This is a genomic window from Agromyces sp. PvR057 (assembly GCF_040547485.1).
GTDB lineage: Bacteria > Actinomycetota > Actinomycetes > Actinomycetales > Microbacteriaceae > Agromyces.
In genome coordinates this window covers 1,722,652-1,744,934 of record NZ_JBEPPT010000001.1, presented here as the reverse complement: position 1 = coordinate 1,744,934, position 22,283 = coordinate 1,722,652, and the positions used below count along the sequence as shown (strand labels likewise).

Annotated in this window: 21 protein-coding genes; all 21 read right to left on the bottom strand. The window is 71.7% G+C overall.

Annotation, left to right across the window (positions count from 1 at the left end):
* Nucleotides 1–2: 2 nt before the first annotated feature.
* Nucleotides 3–1,439 carry a transcription antitermination factor NusB gene (locus ABIC29_RS07930; RefSeq protein WP_354244140.1) on the bottom strand — a complete coding sequence of 479 codons (1,437 nt, stop codon included), beginning with the start codon at nt 1,437–1,439 and terminating at the stop codon, nt 3–5.
* Complete coding sequence (gene fmt / locus ABIC29_RS07925) at nt 1,436–2,377, bottom strand: methionyl-tRNA formyltransferase (RefSeq protein WP_354244137.1); 942 nt, start codon at nt 2,375–2,377, stop codon at nt 1,436–1,438. The genes ABIC29_RS07930 and fmt overlap by 4 nt, the downstream gene beginning before the upstream one ends.
* A 58-nt stretch (nt 2,378–2,435) precedes the next feature.
* The gene (locus ABIC29_RS07920) at nt 2,436–4,391 is read right to left on the bottom strand and encodes a primosomal protein N' family DNA-binding protein (RefSeq protein WP_354244134.1); all 1,956 of its coding nucleotides are present in this window, start codon (nt 4,389–4,391) and stop codon (nt 2,436–2,438) included.
* 1 nt (nt 4,392) lies between these two features.
* The gene (metK, locus tag ABIC29_RS07915; protein ID WP_116081616.1) at nt 4,393–5,586 is read right to left on the bottom strand and encodes a methionine adenosyltransferase; all 1,194 of its coding nucleotides are present in this window, start codon (nt 5,584–5,586) and stop codon (nt 4,393–4,395) included.
* Nucleotides 5,587–5,647: 61 nt separating this feature from the next.
* Complete coding sequence (gene coaBC, locus ABIC29_RS07910; RefSeq protein WP_116081615.1) at nt 5,648–6,913, bottom strand: bifunctional phosphopantothenoylcysteine decarboxylase/phosphopantothenate--cysteine ligase CoaBC; 1,266 nt, start codon at nt 6,911–6,913, stop codon at nt 5,648–5,650.
* Nucleotides 6,914–6,923: 10 nt separating this feature from the next.
* Nucleotides 6,924–7,181 carry a DNA-directed RNA polymerase subunit omega gene (rpoZ, locus tag ABIC29_RS07905; protein WP_055857586.1) on the bottom strand — a complete coding sequence of 86 codons (258 nt, stop codon included), beginning with the start codon at nt 7,179–7,181 and terminating at the stop codon, nt 6,924–6,926.
* Nucleotides 7,182–7,246: 65 nt separating this feature from the next.
* Complete coding sequence (gene gmk / locus ABIC29_RS07900; protein ID WP_354244129.1) at nt 7,247–8,164, bottom strand: guanylate kinase; 918 nt, start codon at nt 8,162–8,164, stop codon at nt 7,247–7,249.
* The gene (gene pyrF, locus ABIC29_RS07895) at nt 8,157–9,035 is read right to left on the bottom strand and encodes an orotidine-5'-phosphate decarboxylase (protein ID WP_116081613.1); all 879 of its coding nucleotides are present in this window, start codon (nt 9,033–9,035) and stop codon (nt 8,157–8,159) included. The genes gmk and pyrF overlap by 8 nt, the downstream gene beginning before the upstream one ends.
* Complete coding sequence (gene carB, locus ABIC29_RS07890) at nt 9,032–12,319, bottom strand: carbamoyl-phosphate synthase large subunit (protein ID WP_354244126.1); 3,288 nt, start codon at nt 12,317–12,319, stop codon at nt 9,032–9,034. The genes pyrF and carB overlap by 4 nt, the downstream gene beginning before the upstream one ends.
* A complete protein-coding gene (carA, locus tag ABIC29_RS07885; RefSeq protein WP_199471416.1) occupies nt 12,319–13,476 on the bottom strand; it encodes a glutamine-hydrolyzing carbamoyl-phosphate synthase small subunit in 1,158 nt (385 codons plus the stop codon). The genes carB and carA overlap by 1 nt, the downstream gene beginning before the upstream one ends.
* The gene (locus ABIC29_RS07880; RefSeq protein WP_116081610.1) at nt 13,469–14,026 is read right to left on the bottom strand and encodes a PH-like domain-containing protein; all 558 of its coding nucleotides are present in this window, start codon (nt 14,024–14,026) and stop codon (nt 13,469–13,471) included. Before ABIC29_RS07880 ends, carA begins: the two co-directional genes overlap by 8 nt.
* Nucleotides 14,019–15,359, bottom strand: coding sequence for a dihydroorotase (locus ABIC29_RS07875; RefSeq protein WP_354244122.1), 1,341 nt, complete (start codon nt 15,357–15,359; stop codon nt 14,019–14,021). The genes ABIC29_RS07880 and ABIC29_RS07875 overlap by 8 nt, the downstream gene beginning before the upstream one ends.
* Nucleotides 15,356–16,309, bottom strand: a complete 954-nt coding sequence (locus ABIC29_RS07870; RefSeq protein WP_354244119.1) for an aspartate carbamoyltransferase catalytic subunit — start codon at nt 16,307–16,309, stop codon at nt 15,356–15,358. Before ABIC29_RS07870 ends, ABIC29_RS07875 begins: the two co-directional genes overlap by 4 nt.
* On the bottom strand, nt 16,306–16,854 hold the full coding sequence (pyrR, locus tag ABIC29_RS07865) for a bifunctional pyr operon transcriptional regulator/uracil phosphoribosyltransferase PyrR (RefSeq protein ID WP_116081607.1): 549 nt from the start codon (nt 16,852–16,854) through the stop codon (nt 16,306–16,308). The genes ABIC29_RS07870 and pyrR overlap by 4 nt, the downstream gene beginning before the upstream one ends.
* A gap of 208 nt (nt 16,855–17,062) precedes the next feature.
* The gene (locus ABIC29_RS07860; protein WP_116081606.1) at nt 17,063–17,575 is read right to left on the bottom strand and encodes a DoxX family membrane protein; all 513 of its coding nucleotides are present in this window, start codon (nt 17,573–17,575) and stop codon (nt 17,063–17,065) included.
* Nucleotides 17,576–17,893: 318 nt separating this feature from the next.
* The gene (gene nusB / locus ABIC29_RS07855; protein ID WP_116081605.1) at nt 17,894–18,307 is read right to left on the bottom strand and encodes a transcription antitermination factor NusB; all 414 of its coding nucleotides are present in this window, start codon (nt 18,305–18,307) and stop codon (nt 17,894–17,896) included.
* Nucleotides 18,307–18,870 carry an elongation factor P gene (efp, locus tag ABIC29_RS07850; RefSeq protein WP_116081604.1) on the bottom strand — a complete coding sequence of 188 codons (564 nt, stop codon included), beginning with the start codon at nt 18,868–18,870 and terminating at the stop codon, nt 18,307–18,309. The genes nusB and efp overlap by 1 nt, the downstream gene beginning before the upstream one ends.
* Nucleotides 18,871–18,945: 75 nt before the next feature.
* Nucleotides 18,946–19,386 carry a type II 3-dehydroquinate dehydratase gene (locus ABIC29_RS07845; protein ID WP_116081603.1) on the bottom strand — a complete coding sequence of 147 codons (441 nt, stop codon included), beginning with the start codon at nt 19,384–19,386 and terminating at the stop codon, nt 18,946–18,948.
* Between the two features lie 70 nt (nt 19,387–19,456).
* On the bottom strand, nt 19,457–20,542 hold the full coding sequence (gene aroB, locus ABIC29_RS07840) for a 3-dehydroquinate synthase (RefSeq protein WP_116081602.1): 1,086 nt from the start codon (nt 20,540–20,542) through the stop codon (nt 19,457–19,459).
* Entirely contained in the window at nt 20,539–21,078 is a 540-nt protein-coding gene (locus ABIC29_RS07835; protein ID WP_116081601.1) for a shikimate kinase, read from the bottom strand. Before ABIC29_RS07835 ends, aroB begins: the two co-directional genes overlap by 4 nt.
* Nucleotides 21,056–22,276: a chorismate synthase gene (aroC, locus tag ABIC29_RS07830; RefSeq protein WP_354244113.1), complete on the bottom strand. Its 1,221-nt coding sequence runs from the start codon at nt 22,274–22,276 to the stop codon at nt 21,056–21,058. Before aroC ends, ABIC29_RS07835 begins: the two co-directional genes overlap by 23 nt.
* Nucleotides 22,277–22,283 lie beyond the last annotated feature (7 nt).

The following is a 22,283-nucleotide window of genomic DNA, read 5'->3' as shown; positions in this document are numbered from 1 at the left end:
CGTCACGACTCGGTGCGACGGACCAGGGCGATGAACATCGCGTCGGTGCCGTGCCGGTGCGGCCAGAGCTGCACCGTCGCGGCATCCGACGCGAGGTCGAGCGGATGCCGCGACACGGCCTGCACGACGGCCGCCGTGTCGAGCGACTCGGCCGCCGCACCCCAGCGTGCCAGCGCGGTGCCGAGGGAACCGTGGGTCTCCGCCGTGTGCGGCGAGCACGTGACGTAGGCGAGGATGCCGCCCGGAGCGAGCGCGGCGAACGCGGCGTCGAGCAGTCGGCCCTGCAGCAGCGTGAGCTCGGCGACGTCCTGCGGGCGCTTGCGCCAGCGCGCCTCCGGCCGACGCCGGAGGGCGCCGAGGCCGGTGCACGGCGCGTCGAGCAGGATGCGATCGAAGCCGCCCTCGGCGCCGAACGCCGCAGGGTCGAGCTCGCGACCGTCGCCGACGTGCACCTCGACGTCGAGCGGCACGCCCGCGATCGCCGAGCGCACCAGGTCGGCCCTCGCCGGCACGACTTCGTTGGCCGAGAGCACCGCGCCGGTCGCGAGGGCCTCGGCTGCGAGCACCGCGGTCTTGCCGCCCGGGCCGGAGCAGAGATCGAGCCACCGCTCCCCCGCCCGCACCGGGACGGCACGGCTGAGCGCGAGCGCGGCGAGCTGCGAGCCCTCGTCCTGCACGCGGACGCGACCGCCCGCGGCCTCGATGACGGCGATCGGGTCGGCCGCCGTCGCGCCGATCGGCGAGTACCGGTCGGCCGCGAGCCCCTCGACCGCGAGCCGCCCGGCCTCGTCGACGAGGCCGGGCAGCAGCGCGAGGTTCACGCGCGGCGAGGAGTTGTCGGCCTGGAGGAGCGCCTCGAGCTCGTCGCCGCGGCCCTCGTGCTCGAGCGCGGTGCGAAGCGCCCGGACGACCCACACCGGATGGCTCTCGAGCCGCGCGAGGCGCTCGTCCTCGCTCGGGGCCGCCTCGGCGACGAGTTCGCGCCACGCCTCGGCGTCGGTGCGCGAGACCGTGCGGAGCACCGCGTTGACGAACCCGGCGGCCTTCGGCGCGACGGTCCTCACCAGGTCGACCTGCTCGTTCACGGCGGCGTGGGTCGGCACCCTCGTCGCCAGCAGCTGGTGCACGCCGAGCCGCAGCACGTTCAGCACGGCGGGATCGATCGCGTCGGCCGGTCGGTCGGCGGCCAGCTCGATCACGCGATCGTACGTCCCCTGCCGTCGCAGCGTGCCGTACGTCAACTCGGTCGCGAACGCGGCATCCGCGTGGCTGAGCCTCGCCCGGCGGATGCGAGCGGGGAGGAGCAGGTTGGCGTAGGCCTCGTCGATGCGCACGGCCTCGAGCACCTCGAATGCGACTCGGCGCGCGGGCGAGATGCGCGCGGGCTCCCTGGGCTCCTGGCGGCGCCCTCCGTGCGCACGACCTCGCTGCTCGGTCATTCGGACACCACCCCGTCTCGTCCCGATCCGCGCCACCAGTCGGCGGCCGCCATGCCGGTACGGCCCGCGGGCTGCACCCGGCGCACCTCGAGCGGTGCATCGGCCGTTCCGATGAGCAGGCGTCGCCCGCTCGCCGCGAGCGCGCCCGCCCGGAGGCGCGCCCCGTCGGCGGCCTCCTCGTCTGCGCTCGGTGCGAGCTCGAGCACCTTCACCCGCTGGCCGTCGATCGTGGTCCACGCGCCGGGCTCCGGCGTGACGCCGCGGTACCTGGCGAGCACCTCGGCCGCCGGCCGGGTCCAGTCGAGCCGTGCGTCGTCGATGCCGAGCTTCGGCGCGAACGAGGGCGTCCCTACCTGCGGCACGGCCTCGGCCGTACCATCGGCGATGCCGTCGACGACCCGCTCGAGGAGGGCGGCGCCCGAGACGGAGAGCTCGTCGAGCAGGGCACCTGCCGTGTCGGACGCCTCGACCGGCCGTCGCAGTTCGGCGAACACGGCGCCAGCGTCGAGCTCGGGCACGAGCTGGAAGACGGCCGCACCGGTCTCGTGCTCACCCGCGATCAGCGCGTGCTGCACGGGCGCGGCACCGCGCCAGGCCGGCAGCAACGAGAAGTGCAGGTTGATCCAGCCGTGCGCCGGCGTCGAGAGCAGCGGCTCGCGCACGAGGCCGCCGTAGGCGACGATGACGCCGAGATCGGGGGCGGATGCCGCGATGCGCGCCGAGACGTCGGCATCGAGTCGTGCCGCCTCGATGACCTCGAGCCCGAGCCGCTCGGCCGCCTGCGCGACCGGCGAGGGGGTCAGGACGCGCTTGCGCCCGAGCGGCGCGGCCGGACGGGTGACCACCGCCACGACCTCGTGGCCGCTCGCGGCGAGCCGTTCGAGCGAGGGGACGGCGGCCGCCGGAGTACCGGCGAAGACGAGTCGGAGCTTCTGCACACTCCATTGTCGCCGAAGACGCTCCCGTCGCCGCCGCAGGGCGCCCCGCGGACCCGACTCAGGGCACCTCGGGATCGTCGAACCGCACCCTGAGCACGGCCGGCCTCCGAACCGGACGCCCGGCGACCGGTCGGCGACGCTCGGTCGCCACCCGGATCATCTCGGACCGCAGCTCGTTCGCCACCCGCGGGCCGGAGCCGTAGTCGAAGCGCACGAGCGCCCGGACCAGTCCGTCGTCAGCGGGCACCGGCCCAAGCACGTCGACCCCGTCGGCCGACTCGGCCGCGGCGATCGCCGCGGCGACGTGCGCGGCCGACGCGGTCACGCTCGCCACGCGCACCGCGGGCGGAAACCTCAGCGCCCGGCGCGAGGCGAGCTCGGACCCCGCCCAGTCGGCCTGACGCCAGGTCGTGAGGGCGGTCGAGAGCGCGCCGCCGACACCCACCAGGAACACCGGGGACCCTGGCGCAACGAGCGCCGCGGCGTTCGACCACCAGCGCAGGCAGTCCTCGGCCACTCGCAGGGACTCGCGCAGCAGCATGCGCTCGCCGTCGAGCAGCAGCACCGCCCGATAGCCGCCGTCGGCGATCGGCTCCGCGCCCCTGGTCGCGACCACGAGCGCCGGTTCGCCGCCGACGCGGAGCACGGGCTTCTCGCCGTCGGAGAGCACGACCCGCGTGTTCGGGAACGCCCGACCGAGTTCGTCGGCCGTGCGACTGGCGCCGATCGTGACCGCGCGCAGGCGCGTGCCCTCGCATGTGGGGCAGGCCCAGCCCGTCGCCGCGGTGCCGCAGAGCACGCACCGCGCCGCTCCCCCGGATCTCGGGATCGCGAGCCCGCCGCCGCACGCCGCGCAGCGGGCGGGCTCACGGCACCGATCGCATGCGAGTTGCGGCGTGTTGCCCGGACGGGCCACCTGCACCAGCACCGGGCCCGAACGCACGGCCTCCTGCGCCTGGCGCCACGCCGCGGTGGGGATGCGCGCCGAGGTCGTCTCGGGGGTGTGCTGGTGCTCGGTCGCGATCACGCGCGGCCGTGCATGACGCGCGACCGGGATCTCGTGCACCCAGCCGATCTCGACGAGGCGGGCCACCTCGACGCTGCGCGAGTGCGACAGCGCGAGCAGCGCAGCTCCCGACTGCTCCTGGCGGATCAGCGCGGCATCCCTCGGATGCACGCCGGGCGAGAGCTGCTCGTTCATGAGCGAGTCGCCGTCGTCCCACAGGGCGATGAGCCCGAGGCGACTCGCCGGCGCGTACACGGTCGACCGGTTGCCGATGATCACGCGCGCCGCATCGCCCGTCGCGTCGAGGAACGCCCTGAATCTGGCGCCGCCGGCCTGCCTGGCGTCCGTGCGCAGCACCCGCCGCGCATCGACGGTCGCCGCGAGTGCCGCCTCGAGCTGGTCCTGGTCGCGGTAGTCGGGCACCACGAGCAGGCTCGACCGGTCGGACGCGAGGGCGTGGGCGGCGGCCTGCGCCATCGTCAGCGCCCACGCGCCCACCCACACGCCCGACGACAGTCGCACCGGACGAGGATCGGCGGCCAGCGACATCCGACCGCCCGCGGCGATGCCGGCCTCGACCGTGCCCGGTGCGGCACCGTGCACGGCAGCCACGTCGACGGGGAGCTCGCCAGGGTCGGGCTCGGCCGCCGCCCAGGTGCGCTCGACCCGCACGTACCGGGACGGCACCGCGAGTCGCAGCACGTCGCTCGCGTTGCCGGCGGCACGATCGGCCGCTGCCCGCGCGAGCGCCCACACCTCGGGTGTGAGGAGCGGCACCTCGGACACGACATCCTCGAGGTCGCTGAGCCTGCCCTCGAACTCGCTCGTGTCGGCGAGCTCGACGAGCCAGCCGTTCGCGATGCGACCGCCCGAACGCAGCGGCGCGCGCACCCGCACCCCCGGACGCGCCTGCTCGCGCAGACGCTCGGGCACCCGGTAGTCGAAGAGCTGGTCGAGCTGCGGCAGCGGGGAGTCGAGCAGCACCCTGGCGACGGAGCCGCCCGCCATGTCAGAGTCCGGCGGTGGCGCGCAGGTCGTCGACTCGGTCGAGCCGCTCCCACGTGAAGTCGGGGAGTTCGCGCCCGAAGTGGCCGTATGCCGCCGTCTGCGCGTAGATCGGCCGCAGGAGGTCGAGATCGCGGATGATCGCCGCGGGACGCAGATCGAACACCTCGCGGATCGCGGAGATGATGCGCTCCTCGGGCACGTGGGCCGTGCCGAACGTCTCGACGTAGAGGCCCACCGGCGCCGCCTTGCCGATCGCGTAGGCGACCTGCACCTCGAGTCGGTCGGCGAGCCCGGCCGCGACCGCGTTCTTCGCGACCCACCGCATGGCGTACGCGGCCGAGCGGTCGACCTTCGACGGGTCCTTGCCGCTGAACGCGCCGCCGCCGTGCCGGCTCGCGCCGCCGTAGGTGTCGATGATGATCTTGCGGCCCGTGAGACCGGCGTCGCCCTGCGGGCCGCCGATCTCGAACCGGCCGGTCGGGTTGATGAGCACGTCGAGGTCGGGGCGCGCCAGCTCGACGGTGTCGAGCACGGGCGTGATGACCAGCTCCTCGACCTCGGCGCGAAGCTGGTCGGTGGAGACCTTCGGTGAATGCTGGGTCGAGAGGACGACCGTCTCGATCGTGCGCGGAACCTGGCCGTCGTAGCCGACGGTGACCTGGGTCTTGCCGTCGGGGCGCAGGTAGTCGAGCTCTCCACGCTTGCGGACCTCGGTGAGGCGCTCGGCGAGTCGGTGCGCGATCCAGATCGGCACGGGCATGAGCTGCGGCGTCTCGCGCGTCGCATAGCCGAACATGATGCCCTGGTCGCCGGCTCCCTGCTTGTCGAGGAGGTCTTCGCTCGAGCGCTCGCGCGACTCGAACGCGTCGTCGACGCCCTGCGCGATGTCGGGCGACTGGCCGCCGATCGACACGGACACGCCGCAGGAGCGGCCATCGAACCACACGTCGGACGAGTTGTATCCGATCGCGGTGACCCGCTCGCGCACGATCGCGGGGATCTCGACGTACCCCGACGTGGTGACCTCGCCGGCGACATGGACCAGGCCGGTCGTCACGAGGGTCTCGACCGCGACCCGGCTGTGCGGATCCACCGTCAGCAGCGCGTCGAGGATCGAGTCCGAGACCTGGTCGCAGATCTTGTCGGGGTGCCCCTCGGTGACCGATTCGGAGGTGAACAGTCGAAGCTTGCTCATGGTCGCGGGTCTACTTTCATCGATGATGCGTGTGCGGCTCGGGCTTCGGCGAGGCGCGCCGTCAGCCGGTGGGACCCGGCCGTGCGGGCTCCTCGCCCGACCCAGCTGCTCGGTCGTGCAGGCGCGGCGCCACGAGATCGAGGATCTCGTGCGCCACCGACATCTTGCTGCCATCGGCACGGGCGAGCACACCTTCATTGCCGAGGATGACGACACGGTTGTCATCTCTGGCGAAGCCCTCCGCCCAGCCGACGCGATTGACGACGAGCAGGTCGGCGCCCTTCGCCTCGAGCTTGGCCGCGCCGAGCGCGATCAACCGATCGTCGTCGGCCTCGGTCTCGGCCGCGAAGCCGACGAGGAGCGTGCCCTCGTGCGGCGCGTGCCCGAGCCCGGCGAGGACGTCGGGGTTGCGCACGAGCTCGAGGGTGAGCCCGTCGTCGCCCGGCTGCTTCTTGATCTTCGACTCGCTGACCTCGGCCGGTCGGTAGTCGGCCACCGCGGCCGCCATGACCACCACGTCTGCGCCCCTGGCGGCATCCGTCACGGCCGCCTGCAGCTCGAGAGTCGTCGAGACTGAGCGGATGTCGCAGCCGCCGGGCGCCGCGACCTCGAGGTTCGCCGCGATGAGGGTCACCTGGGCCCCCCTGGCGCGCGCCGCCTCGGCGATCGCGACGCCCTGCTTGCCGCTGGAGCGGTTGCCGAGGAAGCGCACGGGATCGAGCGGCTCGCGCGTACCGCCCGCCGTCACGACGACGCGGCGACCGGCGAGGTCGGTGCGAGTGCCGGGCGCGGACGCGTCGACGCGAGCCAGCGCCGCCGCGACGATGGCATCGGGCTCCTCCATGCGACCGGGACCACTGTCGGTGCCCGTGAGCTGGCCGACCGCCGGACCGATGATCGTGACGCCGCGCTCGCGAAGCGTCGCGACGTTGGCGACCGTCGCCGGGTTGCGCCACATCTCGGTGTGCATCGCCGGGGCGATGACGATCGGCGCCTCGCTCGCGAGCACCGTGTTGCCGAGGAGGTCGTCGGCAAGGCCCGCAGCCAGCTTCGCGATCGTGTTGGCCGTCGCGGGCGCGATGACGATGAGGTCGGCCGCCTGGCCGATGGCGACATGGCGCACCTCGGCGACGCCCTCGTAGAGATCGGCGTGCACCGGGTTGCGGGAGATCGCCTCGAGCGTCGGGCGCCCGACGAAGCGGAGCGCGCCCTCGGTCGGCACCACGTGCACGTCATGGCCGGCGAGCACCAGGGCCCGCACGACGCCGACCGCCTTGTACGCCGCGATGCCGCCGGTGATGCCGACGACGATGTTGAGCCGCGACATCCGTGCGTGCTTACTCGCCGAGCGGGCGGAGCACCAGCTTGTCTTCGTTGATCTCGTGCATCGCGACCGAGAGGGGCTTGTCGTCGATCGACGAGTCGACCAGAGGGCCGACGTTGTCGAACAGGCTGCCCTCGTGGAGGTCGGCGTAGTAGTCGTTGATCTGGCGCGCACGCTTGGACGCGAAGATCACGAGCTGGTACTTGGAATCGACCTTCGACAGCAGGTCGTCGATGGGCGGGTCGATGATGCCGGACAGCTTCTCAGCCATGGAGATACTCCTTCGAAACGAACGTGCGCACCTCGCGTGCGCCGGAAAATCGTGACCCGGGCAGCTCAACGCCGCCCTGAACGGGGCCTCATCAAGTCTACGACCTTTTGCGCGGCCTCGGGCACGTCGTGGTTGACGACCTGGTGATCGAACTCGTCGACGGCCGCGAGCTCGACCTTCGCGGTCTCGAGACGACGCTGCTGCTCGGCCGGGGACTCCGTGCCGCGACCGACGAGTCGGCGCACGAGTTCGTCCCACGTGGGCGGGAGCAGGAACACGAGCGTCGCCTCGGGCATCGCACGGCGCACCGATCGCGCACCCTGGATGTCGATCTCGAGCAGCACGCTGTCGCCCGCCGCGATCGCCTGCTCGACCGGGCCGCGCGGCGTGCCGTAGCGGTACGCATTGTGGACCGTCGCCCATTCGAGCAGCTCGCCCGCCTCGACCATGCGGTCGAACTCGGCGTCGTCGACGAAGAAGTAGCTCTCCCCCTCGACCTCGCCGGGGCGCGGGGCGCGCGTGGTCGCCGACACCGACAGCCGGACATCGGGATGGTGGTGCCGGATGTAGGAGGCGACCGTGCCCTTGCCCACCGCGGTCGGCCCGGCCAGCACCACGAGGCGATCGCCCGTGCCGCCGTGCGACGCGACCCAGCCCGCGACGAACTCGCGGAGGCGGCGGCGCTGCAGGCGACCAAGGCCGCCGAGTCGCTTCGCCGTCGAGATCTCGAGCTCGTCGAGGATCCGCGCGCACTTCGTCACGCCGATCGCGGGGATCGACGTCAGGTACTCGGTGACGCGCAGACGACCCTCTGGCGAGTCCGCTTCGGCGAATGCGACGCGCAGGACGTCGAGCGGGCTGCGCGAACCCGCGGCGATCTCGGACTTCACGCTCGCCCTCGCGCGCCTGGCCGCGACCGCGGCACGGGATGCCGCGACCCGGTCGACCTCGGGGGGCGTGGACCTCGGGTTCGACTCAGGCACCGGCGGCTCCGTACTCGTCGGCGCGTCGGGAGATCGCATCGCCGAGCCCGTCGGGTCCGGCGGACAGCAGCGATCGGGACTCGTTCGCGATGACGCCGGCGGCATAGCCGCCGAAGCGCACGCGCAGGTCGCCGGGCTCGGCGCCCTGGTGTCCGAACCCGGGAGCGAGCACCGGGAGGCCCGGGCGCGGCGGCTCGACATCGGTCGGGACGCCGGCCGCGCGCAGGTCGGTGGTCGCGCCGAACACGACGCCGATCGAGCCGAACGGCTTCGACGCGGCATCCGGTCGGCCCTGGTTCCAGCCGATGACGCCCTGCGTGATCGCGCCGGCGACCGTGTGCCCGGCCCGGCTCGACTGCTGCAGCACGGCGCGCTGGATCGCCGCGGCCTCGGGGTTCGAGGTCGCCGCCAGCACGAACACGCCCTTGCCCGCGGCCTCGGCCGAGACCATGACCTGCTCGATCGACCCGAGCCCCTGATAGGCGCTGATCGTCATGGCGTCGGCCTCGAGGCTCGAGCCGCGGCGCAGCCAGGACTCGCCGTACGCCTCGACCGTCGAGCCGATGTCGCCCCGCTTGACGTCGGCGATCACGAGCAGCCCCGCCTCTCGCGCCTCGGCCAGCAGCCGCTCGAGCACCGCATAGCCCGCGGCACCGTGGCGTTCGAAGAACGCGATCTGCGGCTTCAGGATGCCGACGCGATCGGCCGCGGCCTCGATGACACGGAGGCCGAACTCGCGCAGGCCCTCGGCCGAGTCGGGCTGCCCCCACCGCTCGAGGAGGGAGGCGTGGGGGTCGAGCCCCACGCACAGCCGCCCGTACGCGGCGAAGACCGATGCGAGGCGTTCGCCGAACGGGATCACGTCGTTCATGCCGAAGCCCCGCGACGGATCGCGTACTCCTGCAGGCTGGTCACCTCGAAGGCCTCGCCGCCCGCGTCGATCGACGCGACGGCCGCCGACAGCTCGGCGATGGTCGTGAACAGCGGGACGTCGGCCGAGACGGCCGCCGCACGGATCTCGTAGCCGTCGGCACGCGCCGAACGACCGCTCGGCGTGTTCACGACGACGGCGACCTCGCCGCGGTGGATCAGCTCGACCACCGAGACGGCGTCGTCGGACGACTTGTCGCTGTACTTCAGCACCTCGCGCGCGGCGATGCCGTTGCGCCGCAGCACCTCGGCCGTGCCCTCGGTCGCGGCGATCTCGAAGCCCAGCTGCTGCAGGCGCAGCACGGGGAGGATGATCGAGCGCTTGTCGCGGTCGGACACCGAGACGAACACGGTGCCGCCCGTCGGCATGCCGCCGTACGCGGCGAGCTGGCTCTTGGCGAACGCCCGCGGGAAGTCCCGGTCGATGCCCATGACCTCACCGGTGGAACGCATCTCGGGACCGAGCACCGAATCCACGATGAGGCCCTCCTTGGTGCGGAACCGGTGGAACGGCAGCACGGCCTCCTTCACCGCGACGGGCGCGTCGAGCGGCACGCGTGAGCCGTCGACGGCGGGCAGCATGCCCTCGGCGACGAGTTCGGCGACGGTGGCGCCGACCATGATCCGCGACGCGGCCTTGGCCAGCGGGATGCCGAGCGCCTTCGAGACGAACGGAACGGTGCGACTGGCGCGAGGGTTCGCCTCGAGCACGTAGAGCACGCCCGCGCCGATGGCGAACTGCACGTTCAGCAGGCCCTTCACGCCGATGCCCTCGGCGATCGAACGCGTGGCCACGCGCACCCGGTCGATCTCGGCACGGCCGAGCGTGACGGGGGGCAGTGTGCAGCTCGAGTCGCCCGAGTGGATGCCGGCCTCCTCGATGTGCTCCATGACGCCGCCGATGTAGAGGTCGGTGCCGTCGTACAGCGCGTCGACGTCGATCTCGATCGCATCGTCGAGGAAGCGGTCGACGAGGAGCGGATGCGTCGGACCGACGATGCCCTGGCCCTCGATGCGCGCGAAGTAGTCGGCGAGCGAGGGCGAGTCGTAGATGATCTCCATGCCGCGGCCGCCGAGCACGTAGCTCGGGCGCACGAGCACCGGGTACCCGATCTCCTCGGCCACCTGCACGGCGCCGGTGAGCTCGATCGCGGTGCCGTTGCGCGGCGCGAGCAGGCCCGCCGACTCGAGGATGCCGGCGAACAGGCCGCGCTCCTCGGCGAGGTCGATCGCATCGGGGGTCGTGCCGAGGATCGGCACGCCGGCCGCCTCGAGGCCCTTGGCGAGCCCGAGCGCGGTCTGGCCGCCGAGCTGCACCACCACGCCGACGAGCTCACCCGACCGGGATTCGGCGTGGATGACCTCGAGCACGTCCTCGAGCGTCAGGGGTTCGAAGTAGAGCCGGTCGCTCGTGTCGTAGTCGGTCGAGACCGTCTCGGGGTTGCAGTTGATCATGATCGTCTCGAAGCCGGCATCCGACAGCGCGAACGAGGCGTGCACGCACGAGTAGTCGAACTCGACGCCCTGGCCGATGCGGTTCGGACCGGAACCGAGGATGACGACCTTGCGGCGGTCCGACGGCACGACCTCGGTCTCGAAGTCGTAGCTGGAGTAGTGGTACGGCGTGAGCGCCGGGAACTCCCCCGCGCACGTGTCGACGGTCTTGAACACCGGTCGGATGCCGAGGATGTGACGCACCTCGCGCGCGTCGGCCTCGCCGAACCCGCGGAGCTGGCCGATCTGTGCGTCGGAGAACCCGTGGTCCTTCGCGAGCAGGAGCAGGTCGGTGTCGAGGTTCTCGGCGGCCGCCACCTCCTCGGCGACCTCGTTGATGAGCACGATCTGGTCGAGGAACCAGGGGTCGATCTTCGTCGCCTCGAAGGCCTGCTCGATCGAGGCGCCCTTGCGGAGCGCCTGCTGCACGAGCACGATGCGACCGTCGGTCGGGGTCCGCGACTCCTCGAGGAGCTCCTCGGCCGTGCGGGCCTCCTCGCCCCAGTGGAACGAGGAGCCTCGCTTCTCGAGTGAACGAAGCGCCTTCTGCAGTGCGGTCGCGTAGTTGCGGCCGATGGCCATCGCCTCGCCGACGGACTTCATGGTCGTCGTGAGGGTCGGGTCGGCGGCCGGGAACTTCTCGAACGCGAACCGCGGCACCTTGACGACGACGTAGTCGAGCGTCGGCTCGAAGCTCGCCGGCGTGACCTTGGTGATGTCGTTCGGGATCTCGTCGAGGCGGTAGCCGATCGCGAGCTTCGCGGCGATCTTCGCGATCGGGAAGCCGGTGGCCTTCGATGCGAGGGCCGAGGACCGAGACACGCGCGGGTTCATCTCGATGACGATGACGCGGCCGTCGGCCGGGTCGATCGCGAACTGGATGTTGCAACCACCGGTGTCGACGCCCACCCGGCGGATGATCTCGATGCCGATGTCGCGCAGGTTCTGGTACTCGCGGTCGGTCAGCGTCAGCGCGGGCGCGACGGTGATCGAATCGCCGGTGTGCACGCCGACGGGGTCGACGTTCTCGATCGAGCAGACCACGACCGTGTTGTCGGCCGTGTCGCGCATGAGCTCGAGCTCGTACTCCTTCCAGCCGAGGATCGACTCCTCGAGGAGCACCTCGGTCGTGGGCGAGTCGTGGAGGCCCTGCGTGACGATGCGCACGAGCTCTTCCTCGGTGTACGCGAAGCCCGAGCCGAGGCCGCCCATGGTGAACGACGGGCGGACGACGAGCGGGTAGCCGAGATCCTCGGCGAACACCTTCGCGTCTTCGAGGGTCTTCGCCACGTGCGAGCGGGCGACGCCGGCGCCGGCCTCGATGACGAGGTCCTTGAAGAGCTGGCGGTCCTCGCCCTTGCGGATGGCCTCGACCTTCGCGCCGATGAGCTCGACGCCGTGCTTCTCGAGGATGCCGGCCTCGTGCAGGGCGATGGCCGCGTTCAGGGCCGTCTGGCCGCCGAGCGTGGGCAGCACGGCGTCGGGGCGCTCCTTGATGATGATCGACTCGATGATCTCGGGCGTGATCGGCTCGATGTACGTCGCGTCGGCGAAGTCGGGGTCGGTCATGATCGTGGCGGGGTTCGGGTTCACGAGGATGACGCGGACCCCCTCTGCGCGGAGCACCCGGCACGCCTGGGTGCCCGAGTAGTCGAACTCGGCCGCCTGTCCGATGACGATCGGACCGGATCCGATGACGAGGACGCTGTTGATGTCGTCGCGCTTGGGCATCAGGCCTGGTTCTCCTTGCTCGCGATGACCATGTCGCGGAACCGGTCGAAGAGATAGTTGGCGTCGTGCGGGCCGGCCGCGGACTCCGGGTGGTACTGCACCGAGAAGGCGGGGATGTCGAGGCAGTTGAGGCCCTCGACGACGTTGTCGTTGAGGTCGACGTGGCTGACCTCGACACGGCCGAAGCCCTCGCTCGAGTCGCTGACGCGGTCGATCGGGGCGTCGACGGCGAAGCCGTGGTTGTGCGCGGTGATCTCGACGCGCCCGGTGGCCTTGTCGACCACGGGCTGGTTGATGCCGCGGTGGCCGAACGGCAGCTTGTAGGTGCCGTAGCCGAGTGCGCGGCCGAGGAGCTGGTTGCCGAAGCAGATGCCGAAGTAGGGCACGCCGGCACGCAGCGCGCTGCGGAGGATCTCGACATGGCGATCGGATGCCGAGGGGTCGCCCGGACCGTTCGAGAAGAACAGGGCGTCGGGCGCGAGGGCGAGCACCTCGTCGGCAGTGATCGACTGCGGCACGACGTGCACGTCGAAGCCGCGCTCGGCGAGGAAGTTCAGGGTCGAGGTCTTGACGCCCAGGTCGAGCACCACGACGGATCCGACGCGCTCGCCGGTGGCCGGCAGCTCGTAGGCCTCGGTCGTCGAGACGTCGCCGGACAGGTTCTGGCCGTTCATCTCGGCCGCGGTCTGCACGAGTTCGAGCTGCTCGCCGTGGGTGAGCGCGAATGCGTCGCCCGAGAAGATGCCGGAGCGCATGGCACCGGCCGAGCGCAGGTGGCGGGTCAGCGCACGCGTGTCGATGCCGCTGATGCCGACGACGCCTGACGAGGCGAGGTCGTCGTCGAGGCTGCGCTGCGAGCGGAAGTTCGACACCACGCGGGAGGGGTCGCGCACGATGAAGCCGGAGACCCAGATGCGGGCGGACTCCATGTCCTCGTCGTTCATGCCCGTGTTGCCGATGTGCGGCGCGGTCATCATGACGATCTGGCCCGCGTACGACGGGTCGGTCAGGGTCTCCTGGTAGCCGGTCATGCCCGTCGCGAAGACGGCTTCGCCGAGGGTGCGACCGCGGGCGCCGTAGGCCCGGCCCTCGTAGCGGGTTCCGTCCTCGAGCACGAGCACGGCGGGCTCGTGGGGGCGGGTGGTGGTCTCAGTCATCCGAGGCCTCGCTCTCATGGTGGGGCTGCATCACGGTGCGTGCTGCAGCGATGTCGTTGACGGCGGCGATGATCCGCGCCGAGTCGCCCGGGTGGCGGGCTCTGAGGTAGCTGTCGACGTAGGGCGCGACCTGTTCGGGCTCGGCGTCGTTGAGGTCCACGATCCAGCTCACGGCGACGAGGCCGCCCGGCTCGACCCCGCGGTCGATCGCATAGGTGGCCTCACCGGCCGACACGATGCGGGAGGCCGGCAGGAACGAGGGCTGCTCGCCCGCGATGCGGAGCACGACGCCCTCGGGGAAGACCTCGATGCGCCCGGCGCCGCGGAACGCGAGGCCATGCACCGCGAGTCGTTCGAGCGGCGAGCCGATCGGCGTCGTGGCGACGTAGAGCACCTCGGTCTCGAGGAGCGCCTCGCCCTCGAGCGCGGGCAGCGGGTACGCCGACAGGGTCGCGTCGCGTCGCTCGCGGCCACGCCAGGCGCGGAAGGCGAGCCAGAGCAGGCCGCCCACGACGACGAATGCGACCAGGGCGCCGATCCACTTATCCACGGGGACCTCCGATGGTCGCCGCACGCCGCGCGATCTCGTCGGCGGGCTGCACGACGCCGTCGAGGAGCGTCGCGTAGCCGGCGTGGAACGTCGCGACGACCCGCCCAGGCAGGGTGCGGCCGAGGTACGGCGAGTTGATGCTGCGGCCGGCGAGCCGGTCGAGCGCGAACTCGGATGCCGCGGTCGGGTCGTAGAGCGTCACCTCGGGCGCCGCGCCCGCGACGATGCCCGCGCCCTGCCCGGCCAGGCGGCCGATGCGAGCCGGCGTCGAGGAGAGCACGCGGGCGACGTCGGCCCAGTCGAGCAGGCCGTTCTCGACGACCGCGGCGTGCACGACCGAGAGGGCCGATTCGAGGCCGACCATGCCGTTCGCGGCGGCATCCCATTCGCTCTGCTTGGCCTCGATGGGGTGCGGGGCGTGGTCGGTCGCGACGATGTCGATCGTGCCGTCGGCGAGGGCGGCGCGCAGCGCCTCGACGTCTTCGGCGCGGCGCAGCGGCGGGTTGACCTTGTAGCGGGGGTCGTACCCGGCGACGAGCTCCTCGGTCAGGAGCAGGTGATGCGGCGTGACCTCGGCCGTCACGTCGATGCCGCGGGCCTTGGCCCAGCGGATGACCTCGACCGAACCCGCGGTGGAGACGTGGCACACGTGCAGGCGGCTGCCGACGTGCTCGGCGAGCAGCACGTCGCGCGCGATGATCGACTCCTCGGCGACCGCCGGCCAGCCGGCGAGGCCGAGCTCGCCTGAGAGGGCGCCCTCGTTCATCTGCGCGCCCTGCGTGAGGCGGGGCTCCTGCGCATGCTGGGCGACGACACCGTCGAACGCCTTCACGTACTCGAGGGCCCGGCGCATGAGCAGCGGGTCGAAGACGCAGAAGCCGTCGTCGCTGAAGACGCGCACCCCGGCGCGCGAACGGGCCATCGCACCGAGCTCGGCGAGCTGCTCGCCCTGGAGCCCGACCGTCACGGCGCCGATCGGCTGCACCGTGGCGTATCCGGCCGCCGTGCCGAGGCTCGCGACCTGCTCGACGACGCCGGCCGTATCGGCGACGGGCGACGTGTTCGCCATCGCGAAGACCGCGGTGAATCCGCCGGCGGCGGCGGCCTGCGTGCCCGTGAGCACGGTCTCGCTCTGCTCGTAGCCCGGCTCGCGGAGGTGGGTGTGCAGGTCGACCAGACCTGGCAGCGCGATGAGGCCCGCAGCGTCGACGACGGTCGCGCCCGCGGCATCCGCGATGCGACCGACCTCACTGATGCGACCATCGGAGATGCGGATGTCGGCGCGCTCGCCCGATGCGAGCGTGGCGCCCGTGATGAGGTACGACTCGGTCATCGGACGTCACCTCGCTCGCCCGACAGCAGCAGATACAGGGCGGCCATTCTCACTGATACTCCGTTCGCGACCTGCTCCCTGACCGTGGACTGCGCTGAGTCCGCCGCGAGGGCGGAGATCTCCAGCCCTCGGTTCATCGGCCCGGGATGCATGACCATCGTAGTCGTGGGCAACTGGGAGAACCTGGCATCGTCCAGTCCCCAGGTCCGGGCGTACTCGCGGCTGTTCGGGAAGAACGATCCGTGCATGCGCTCCGCCTGGATGCGGAGCATCATGACCACGTCGGGCTTCGTCGCGAGCGCCTCGTCGAGGTCGAAGACGACGGATGCCGGCCAGCCGGCGGTGTCGACCGGCACGAGCGTGGGGGGCGCGACGAGCGTGACCTCGGCGCCGAGCGTCGCGAGGAGCCACACGTTCGAGCGCGCGACGCGCGAGTGCAGGATGTCGCCGACGATCACGACGTGCACGCCGTCGAGGCCCCGGCCGCGACTCGCGGAGCCGTGCAGGCGGCTGCGCATGGTGAAGGCGTCGAGGAGGGCCTGCGTCGGGTGCTCGTGGGTGCCGTCGCCCGCGTTGACGACGCCGGCGTCGATCCACCCGCTGGTGGCGAGCGTGTGGGGCGCGCCCGAGGCGTGGTGGCGGATCACGACGCCGTCGGCGCCCATCGCCTGCAGGGTCTGCGCGGTGTCCTTCAGGCTCTCGCCCTTGGAGACGCTCGAGCCCTTGGCGCTGAAGTTGATGACGTCGGCCGAGAGGCGCTTCGCGGCGGCCTCGAACGAGATGCGCGTGCGCGTCGAGTCCTCGAAGAAGAGGTTCACGACGGTCTTGCCGCGCAGCGTCGGAAGCTTCTTCACCTCTCGATGCTGCACGGCCGCCATGTCCTCGGCGATGTCGAGCAGGGCGATCGCCTCGTCGCGCGCGAGCGAGCGAGTGCTGAGCAGGTGCCTCATTCGGCGCCTCCCTCGATCGTGACGTGGTCGTCGCCGCCGTCGACCTCGGCGAGGCGCACGTTGATGCGCTCGCTGGCCGCGCTCGGCAGGTTCTTGCCGACGAAGTCCGCCCGGATGGGGAACTCGCGGTGGCCGCGGTCGACGAGCACGGCGAGCCGGACGGCGCGCGGGCGTCCGAGGTCGCTCAGGGCGTCGAAGGCCGAGCGGATGGTGCGGCCGGAGTACAGCACGTCGTCGACGAGCACGACGGTGCGGCCGTCGATGCCGCCCGGCGGCAGCTCGGTGGGCGACGGCATGCGCATGCCGCTGCGCGAGAGGTCGTCGCGGTACATGGTCACGTCGAGCGACCCGGCGAGCTGCACCGGAGCGGTGGGCTCGATGCGCTGGATGAGTTCGGCGATGCGACGGGCCAGGACCGTGCCGCGCGTCGGGATGCCGAGGATGACGAGATGCTCTGCGCCGCGATCGGACTCGAGGATCTCATGAGCGATGCGGGTCAGCGCCCGCGATATGTCAGCGTGATTGAGCACTGTGCGCGCCATCAGACCGACTCCCTTCTCCGCCTCACGGGACGGCCTTAAAGGTTGCCAACCCCCTCAGCCTATCAGCCGACCGATCGGGCTCGAGGCGCTGGGGTGACGCGCCGCGCCGGCAGTACCGGCAGCGCCGGCAGCCACGATCCCCGCCCTCGCCGCGCAGAAGGGCCGCACCGGATCGGCGCGGCCCCTCTGCTGGCGATCGACGACAGGGCGATCACCGGCGGATCGGGCGCTTGAGCGCGGTCGCGGCGATGACCATGGCCGCGGCGACGAGCACGAGGTCCTTCAGGATGTACTGCGCGGTGAGCGTCGGACCGGCGGTGGTGAACAGCTCGGAGCCGAAGAACACGAGCGGCGAGAAGATGCCGACGAAGGTGCCGGCGAGGGCGAGGAGCCCGATGCGCACGAACACGCCCGTCACGAGCGTCAGTCCGACGAAGACCTCGAGCGTCGCGGTGATCGCGAGTGCTGCAGAGCCGTCGACGACGCCGAACGAGAGCACGTTCCAGGTGCGCGACACGAGGTCCTCGACCGGGCTCACGCCGGGGAGGAACTTGAGCGCGCCGAAGACGAGGAACACGAGACCGAGACTGACCCGCAGGGCCGGCACCGAGGTGCGTGCGAGGAAGCGCTGGACGACGGCCTGCGCGGCCTCGGCACGATCGAGGATCGTGTCGAGGGAGGCGGCGGTCGAGGTGCGACCGCTCACGAGGGTGGTGCTGGACATGCGAGGAGTTCCTTCCGAGGAGGTGACGGGCCGCGGACGAAGGTCCACGGCCGCCGCACGAGGCGACGTCGTCAATCTCATCGGGAACCGGGTCCCCGCACGTCGGGGTGTCCGCTGAACCCGGGTCGGTGGCATCGCTGAACGTGCCTCCGGGCCTGCACCCGCGCCGATTGGACGACGACGGGTGCGCGCCTGCACGAGAACGTGCGCATCGGCGCACCCACCGCGCCCGCTCAGGGCTCATGCGAACGGGCGCACGAGCATCGAAATGCCTGTGCGCCCTCGCCTGTCGCCGCGTCGTCGGTCGGATCGGCGCGATCAGCCCTTGGAGTGCGAGATGGCCGCGAGCAGTCCGTTCACGAAGCCGGCCGAGTCGTCGGTCGACAGCACCGTGGCCGCCTCGACCGCCTCGGAGATCGCGACGGGGTCCGGCACCTGGTCGTTGTAGAGGATCTCCCACGCGCCGATGCGCAGCAGGGCGCGGTCGACGGCGGGCATGCGCTCGAGGGTCCATCCGCGCGAGTGCGTGGTGATGAGCTCGTCGATCTCCTCGCGGTGGTCGACGATGCCGTCGACGATCTCGCGCGCGTACAGCCAGGACGCCTGCCGCTCGGGCTCGCCGACGGCGCGCTCGGCCTCGGTCGCGAGCAGCTGCTCGACCGGAACCTGCCGCATGTCTGCGGAGTAGAGCAGGTCGAGGGCGCGCTTGCGCGCCTTCGTTCGGGAGCTCACTAGTCGTTCACGCGCCCGAGGTAGGAGCCGTCGCGGGTGTCGACCTTGACCTTGGTGCCGGTCTCGAGGAACAGCGGGACCTGGATCTCGTAGCCGGTCTGCACGGTCGCCGGCTTCGTGCCGCCGGTCGAGCGGTCGCCCTGGAGGCCGGGCTCGGTGTACGTGATCTCGAGCACGACGGATGCCGGCAGCTCGACGTAGAGCGGGTTGCCGTTGTTGAGGGCGATCGTGACGGCCTGGTTCTCGAGCATGAAGTTGGCGGCGTCGCCGACGACGGTCGAGGGGACCGTGATCTGGTCGTAGTCGGACGTGTCCATGAACACGAAGCCGTCGCCGTCGGCGTACAGGTAGCTGAAGTCGCGACGGTCGACGTTCTCGATCTCGATCTTCGCGCCAGCGTTGTACGTGCGGTCGACGACCTTGCCCGACACGACGTTCTTGAGCTTGGTGCGCACGAACGCGCCGCCCTTGCCCGGCTTGACGTGCTGGAACTCGATGACGCTCCAGAGCTGGCCGTCGATGGAGAGGACGACGCCGTTCTTGATGTCAGCGGTGCTTGCCATGAAGGTGATTCCGTTCGATTCGAGGAAAGTTTCGGGCGCACGACGAAGGTGTGCGACTGATCGAGTGTAGTCGACTCACCCGAGCGAACGCAGAACCGCCTGGACGGCGAGATGGTAGGAGTCGGCACCGAAGCCCGCGATCACGCCCGTCGCCACCCCGGAGATCACGCTCGTGTGCCGGAACGTCTCGCGGGAGTGCGGGTTGGTGAGGTGCACCTCGACCAGCGGAACGCCGGCCTGCTTCAGCTGCGCCGCCGCATCGCGGAGCGCGTAGCTGTAGTGCGTGAACGCCGCGGGGTTCAGCACGACCGGAAGTCGATGGTCGACGGCCTCGTGGATCCACCCGATGAGCTCCGCCTCGTCGTCGGACTGGCGCAGGTCGATGTCGACCCCGTCGGGAACGGATGCCGCGAGCCCTGCTCCGATGTCCGCGAGCGTCTCGCTGCCGTACACCTCGGGTTCGCGGGTGCCGAGCCGGCCGAGGTTCGGGCCGTTCAGCACGAGGATCGTCGTCATGGCCGAAAGCCTATCGGCGCGGCATCCGCTCGCTGCGCGCCGCGACGGCCCTGGATCCCCCGCGGGCCGCTCAGGAGCCGATCTCCTGGTACGCGGCGAAGAGCAGCGACTGGTCGGGCGCCTGCATGACCGTGGGCTTGGCGAGGTCGTCGAGCACGATGAAGCGCAGCTGGCCGCCGCGCGACTTCTTGTCGCGCTGCATCGTCGCGAGGAGCGTCGGCCAGCGGCCGGCCGGGTAGCTCGTGGGCAGGCCGAGCAGTTCGAGGATGCTGCGGTGACGGTCGGCGACCTCGTCGGAGAGTCGCCCGGACAGGCGGCCGAGCTCGGCGGCGAACGCCATGCCCACCGAGATCGCGGCGCCGTGCCGCCACTGGTAGCGCTCGGCGTGCTCGACCGCGTGGCCGAGCGTGTGCCCGTAGTTCAGGATCTCGCGGAGCCCCTGCTCGGTGAGGTCCTCGGAGACGACGTCGGCCTTCATCTGGATGGCGAGCTCGACGACGCGCCGGAACTGCGGCGTCGTCGGATCGGTCGCGGCATCCGCGTCCGCCTCGATCGTGTCGAGGATCTCGGGGTAGCGGATGAATCCGGCCTTCACGACCTCGGCGAAGCCTGCGAGGATCTCGTTGCGCGGCAGCGTGTCGAGCAGGTCGAGGTCGCAGAGCACGGCAGCCGGCGGGTGGAACGCGCCGACGAGGTTCTTGCCCTCGTTCGTGTTGATGCCGGTCTTGCCGCCGACCGCGGCATCGACCATGCCGAGCACCGTCGTCGGAACCTGCACGACGCGCACGCCCCGCAGCCACGTCGCCGCGACGAATCCGGCGAGGTCGGTCACCGCACCGCCGCCGATGCCGACGACCGCGTCGCTGCGCGTGAAGTCGGCCTGCCCGAGCACCTGCCAGCAGAACGCGGCGACCTCGATGCGCTTGCCGGCCTCGGCGTCGGGGATCTCGGCGAGGAGCACCTCGAAGCGGTCGGAGAGCGCCTCGCGCAGCGCCGCGGCGCGTGCGCCGAGCGTCGCCGGATGCACGACCAGGACCTTCCTGACGGCGGGACCGAGCGCGTCGCCGAGGTCGGCGAGCACGCCGTTGCCGATGACGACGTCGTAGCCGCCCTCTCCCCCGACGCGGATGCTCGTGCTGGGCGCGGCTGCGGTCATCGTGTTCCTCCGAAGCGCTCGGTGATCTGTTCGACGATTCGTGCGACCGAGCGGCGCGACGTGTCGATCTCGAGGGCGGCGAGCGAGGCGTAGACCGGCTCGCGTTCGAGCTGGATCGCCGTCCACCGCTCCAGCCCGCCGTCGGCGAGCAGGGGGCGGTTTCCGCCGACCAGACGCGCGGCCACCGCCTCGGCCGACACCGTGAGCCTGACCACCGCGGCATCCGCGAGGTCCGCCTGCGTGTCGGGATGCAGCACGGCGCCGCCGCCGAGCGAGACGACCGCCTGCTCGGTCAGGGCCTGTGCGACGACCACGCGTTCGAGCGCGCGGAAGCCGGCCTCGCCTTCGCGGGCGAAGATCGCCTCGATCGGCCCGTGTCGTTCCTCGATGCGACTGTCGGTGTCGATGAACGGCACGCCGACGGATGCCGCGAGCCTGGCCCCGACGCGGGACTTTCCCGCCCCCATCGGGCCGATGAGCACGAGCGGGAGCTGCAGGGCGGGCGCGTTCTCGTCAGGCACGGGTCGGAGCGGCATCCGCCGACGCGACCTCGGTGCGGAGCGCCTCGGGGATCGCCGCGAGGTAGGACTCGAGGTTGCGACGCGTCTCGCCGACGGAGTCGCCGCCGAACTTCTCGAGCACGGCGTTCGCGAGCGTGAGGGCGACCATCGCCTCGGCGACGACGCCGGCCGCCGGGACGGCGCAGACATCCGATCGCTGGTGGTGCGCGGCCGCGGCCTCGCCCGTGGCGATGTCGACGGTCGGGAGGGCGTGCGGAATCGTCGCGATCGGCTTCATGCCCGCGCGAACGCGGAGGACGGTGCCCGTGGACATGCCGCCCTCGGTGCCGCCGGCGCGATCGCTCGCGCGCACGATGCGCCCGTCGGCCAGGTGCAGCTCGTCGTGGGCCGCTGAGCCCCGACGACGCGTGGTCTCGAAGCCGTCGCCGACCTCGACGCCCTTGATCGCCTGGATGCCCATGAGCGCCGCGGCCAACTGCGAGTCGAGCCTGCGGTCCCAGTGCACGTGCGAGCCGAGGCCCGGCGGCACGCCGTACGCGAGCACCTCGACGACGCCGCCGAGGGTGTCGCCGTCCTTGTGGGCCGCGTCGACCTCGGCGACCATGAGCGTCGACGTCTCGGCGTCGAAGCAGCGCAGCGGGTCGGCGTCGAGCGCCTCGACATCGCCGGGCAGCGGCAACGGGCGCCCATCCGGCGCGCGGACGGGCCCGATCGCGATCGTGTGGGCGACGAGCTCGATGCCGAGCTCCGAGAGGAAGCTGCGGGCGATCGCGCCGAGCGCGACCCGTGCCGCCGTCTCGCGTGCGCTGGCCCGTTCGAGCACCGGACGGGCCTCGTCGAAGTCGTACTTCTGCATGCCGACGAGATCGGCGTGACCCGGGCGAGGGCGCGTGAGGGCGGCTCCGCGACCGCGGCCGAGGCGTGCGGGATCGATCGGTTCGGGGCTCATCACCTCCTGCCACTTGGGCCATTCGGTGTTGCCGACGCGCACCGCGATCGGGCTGCCGAGGCTGAGGCCGTGGCGCACACCGCCCGAGATGGCGAGCTCGTCCTGCTCGAACTTCATGCGCGCTCCACGGCCGTAACCGAGTTTGCGGCGCGCGAGATCGGCGCGGATGTCATCGAGCGAAACGGGGATACCGGCGGGAAGACCCTCGAGGATCGCGACCAGCTCTGGGCCGTGCGATTCTCCGGCAGTGAGCCAACGGAGCATGCCGTCT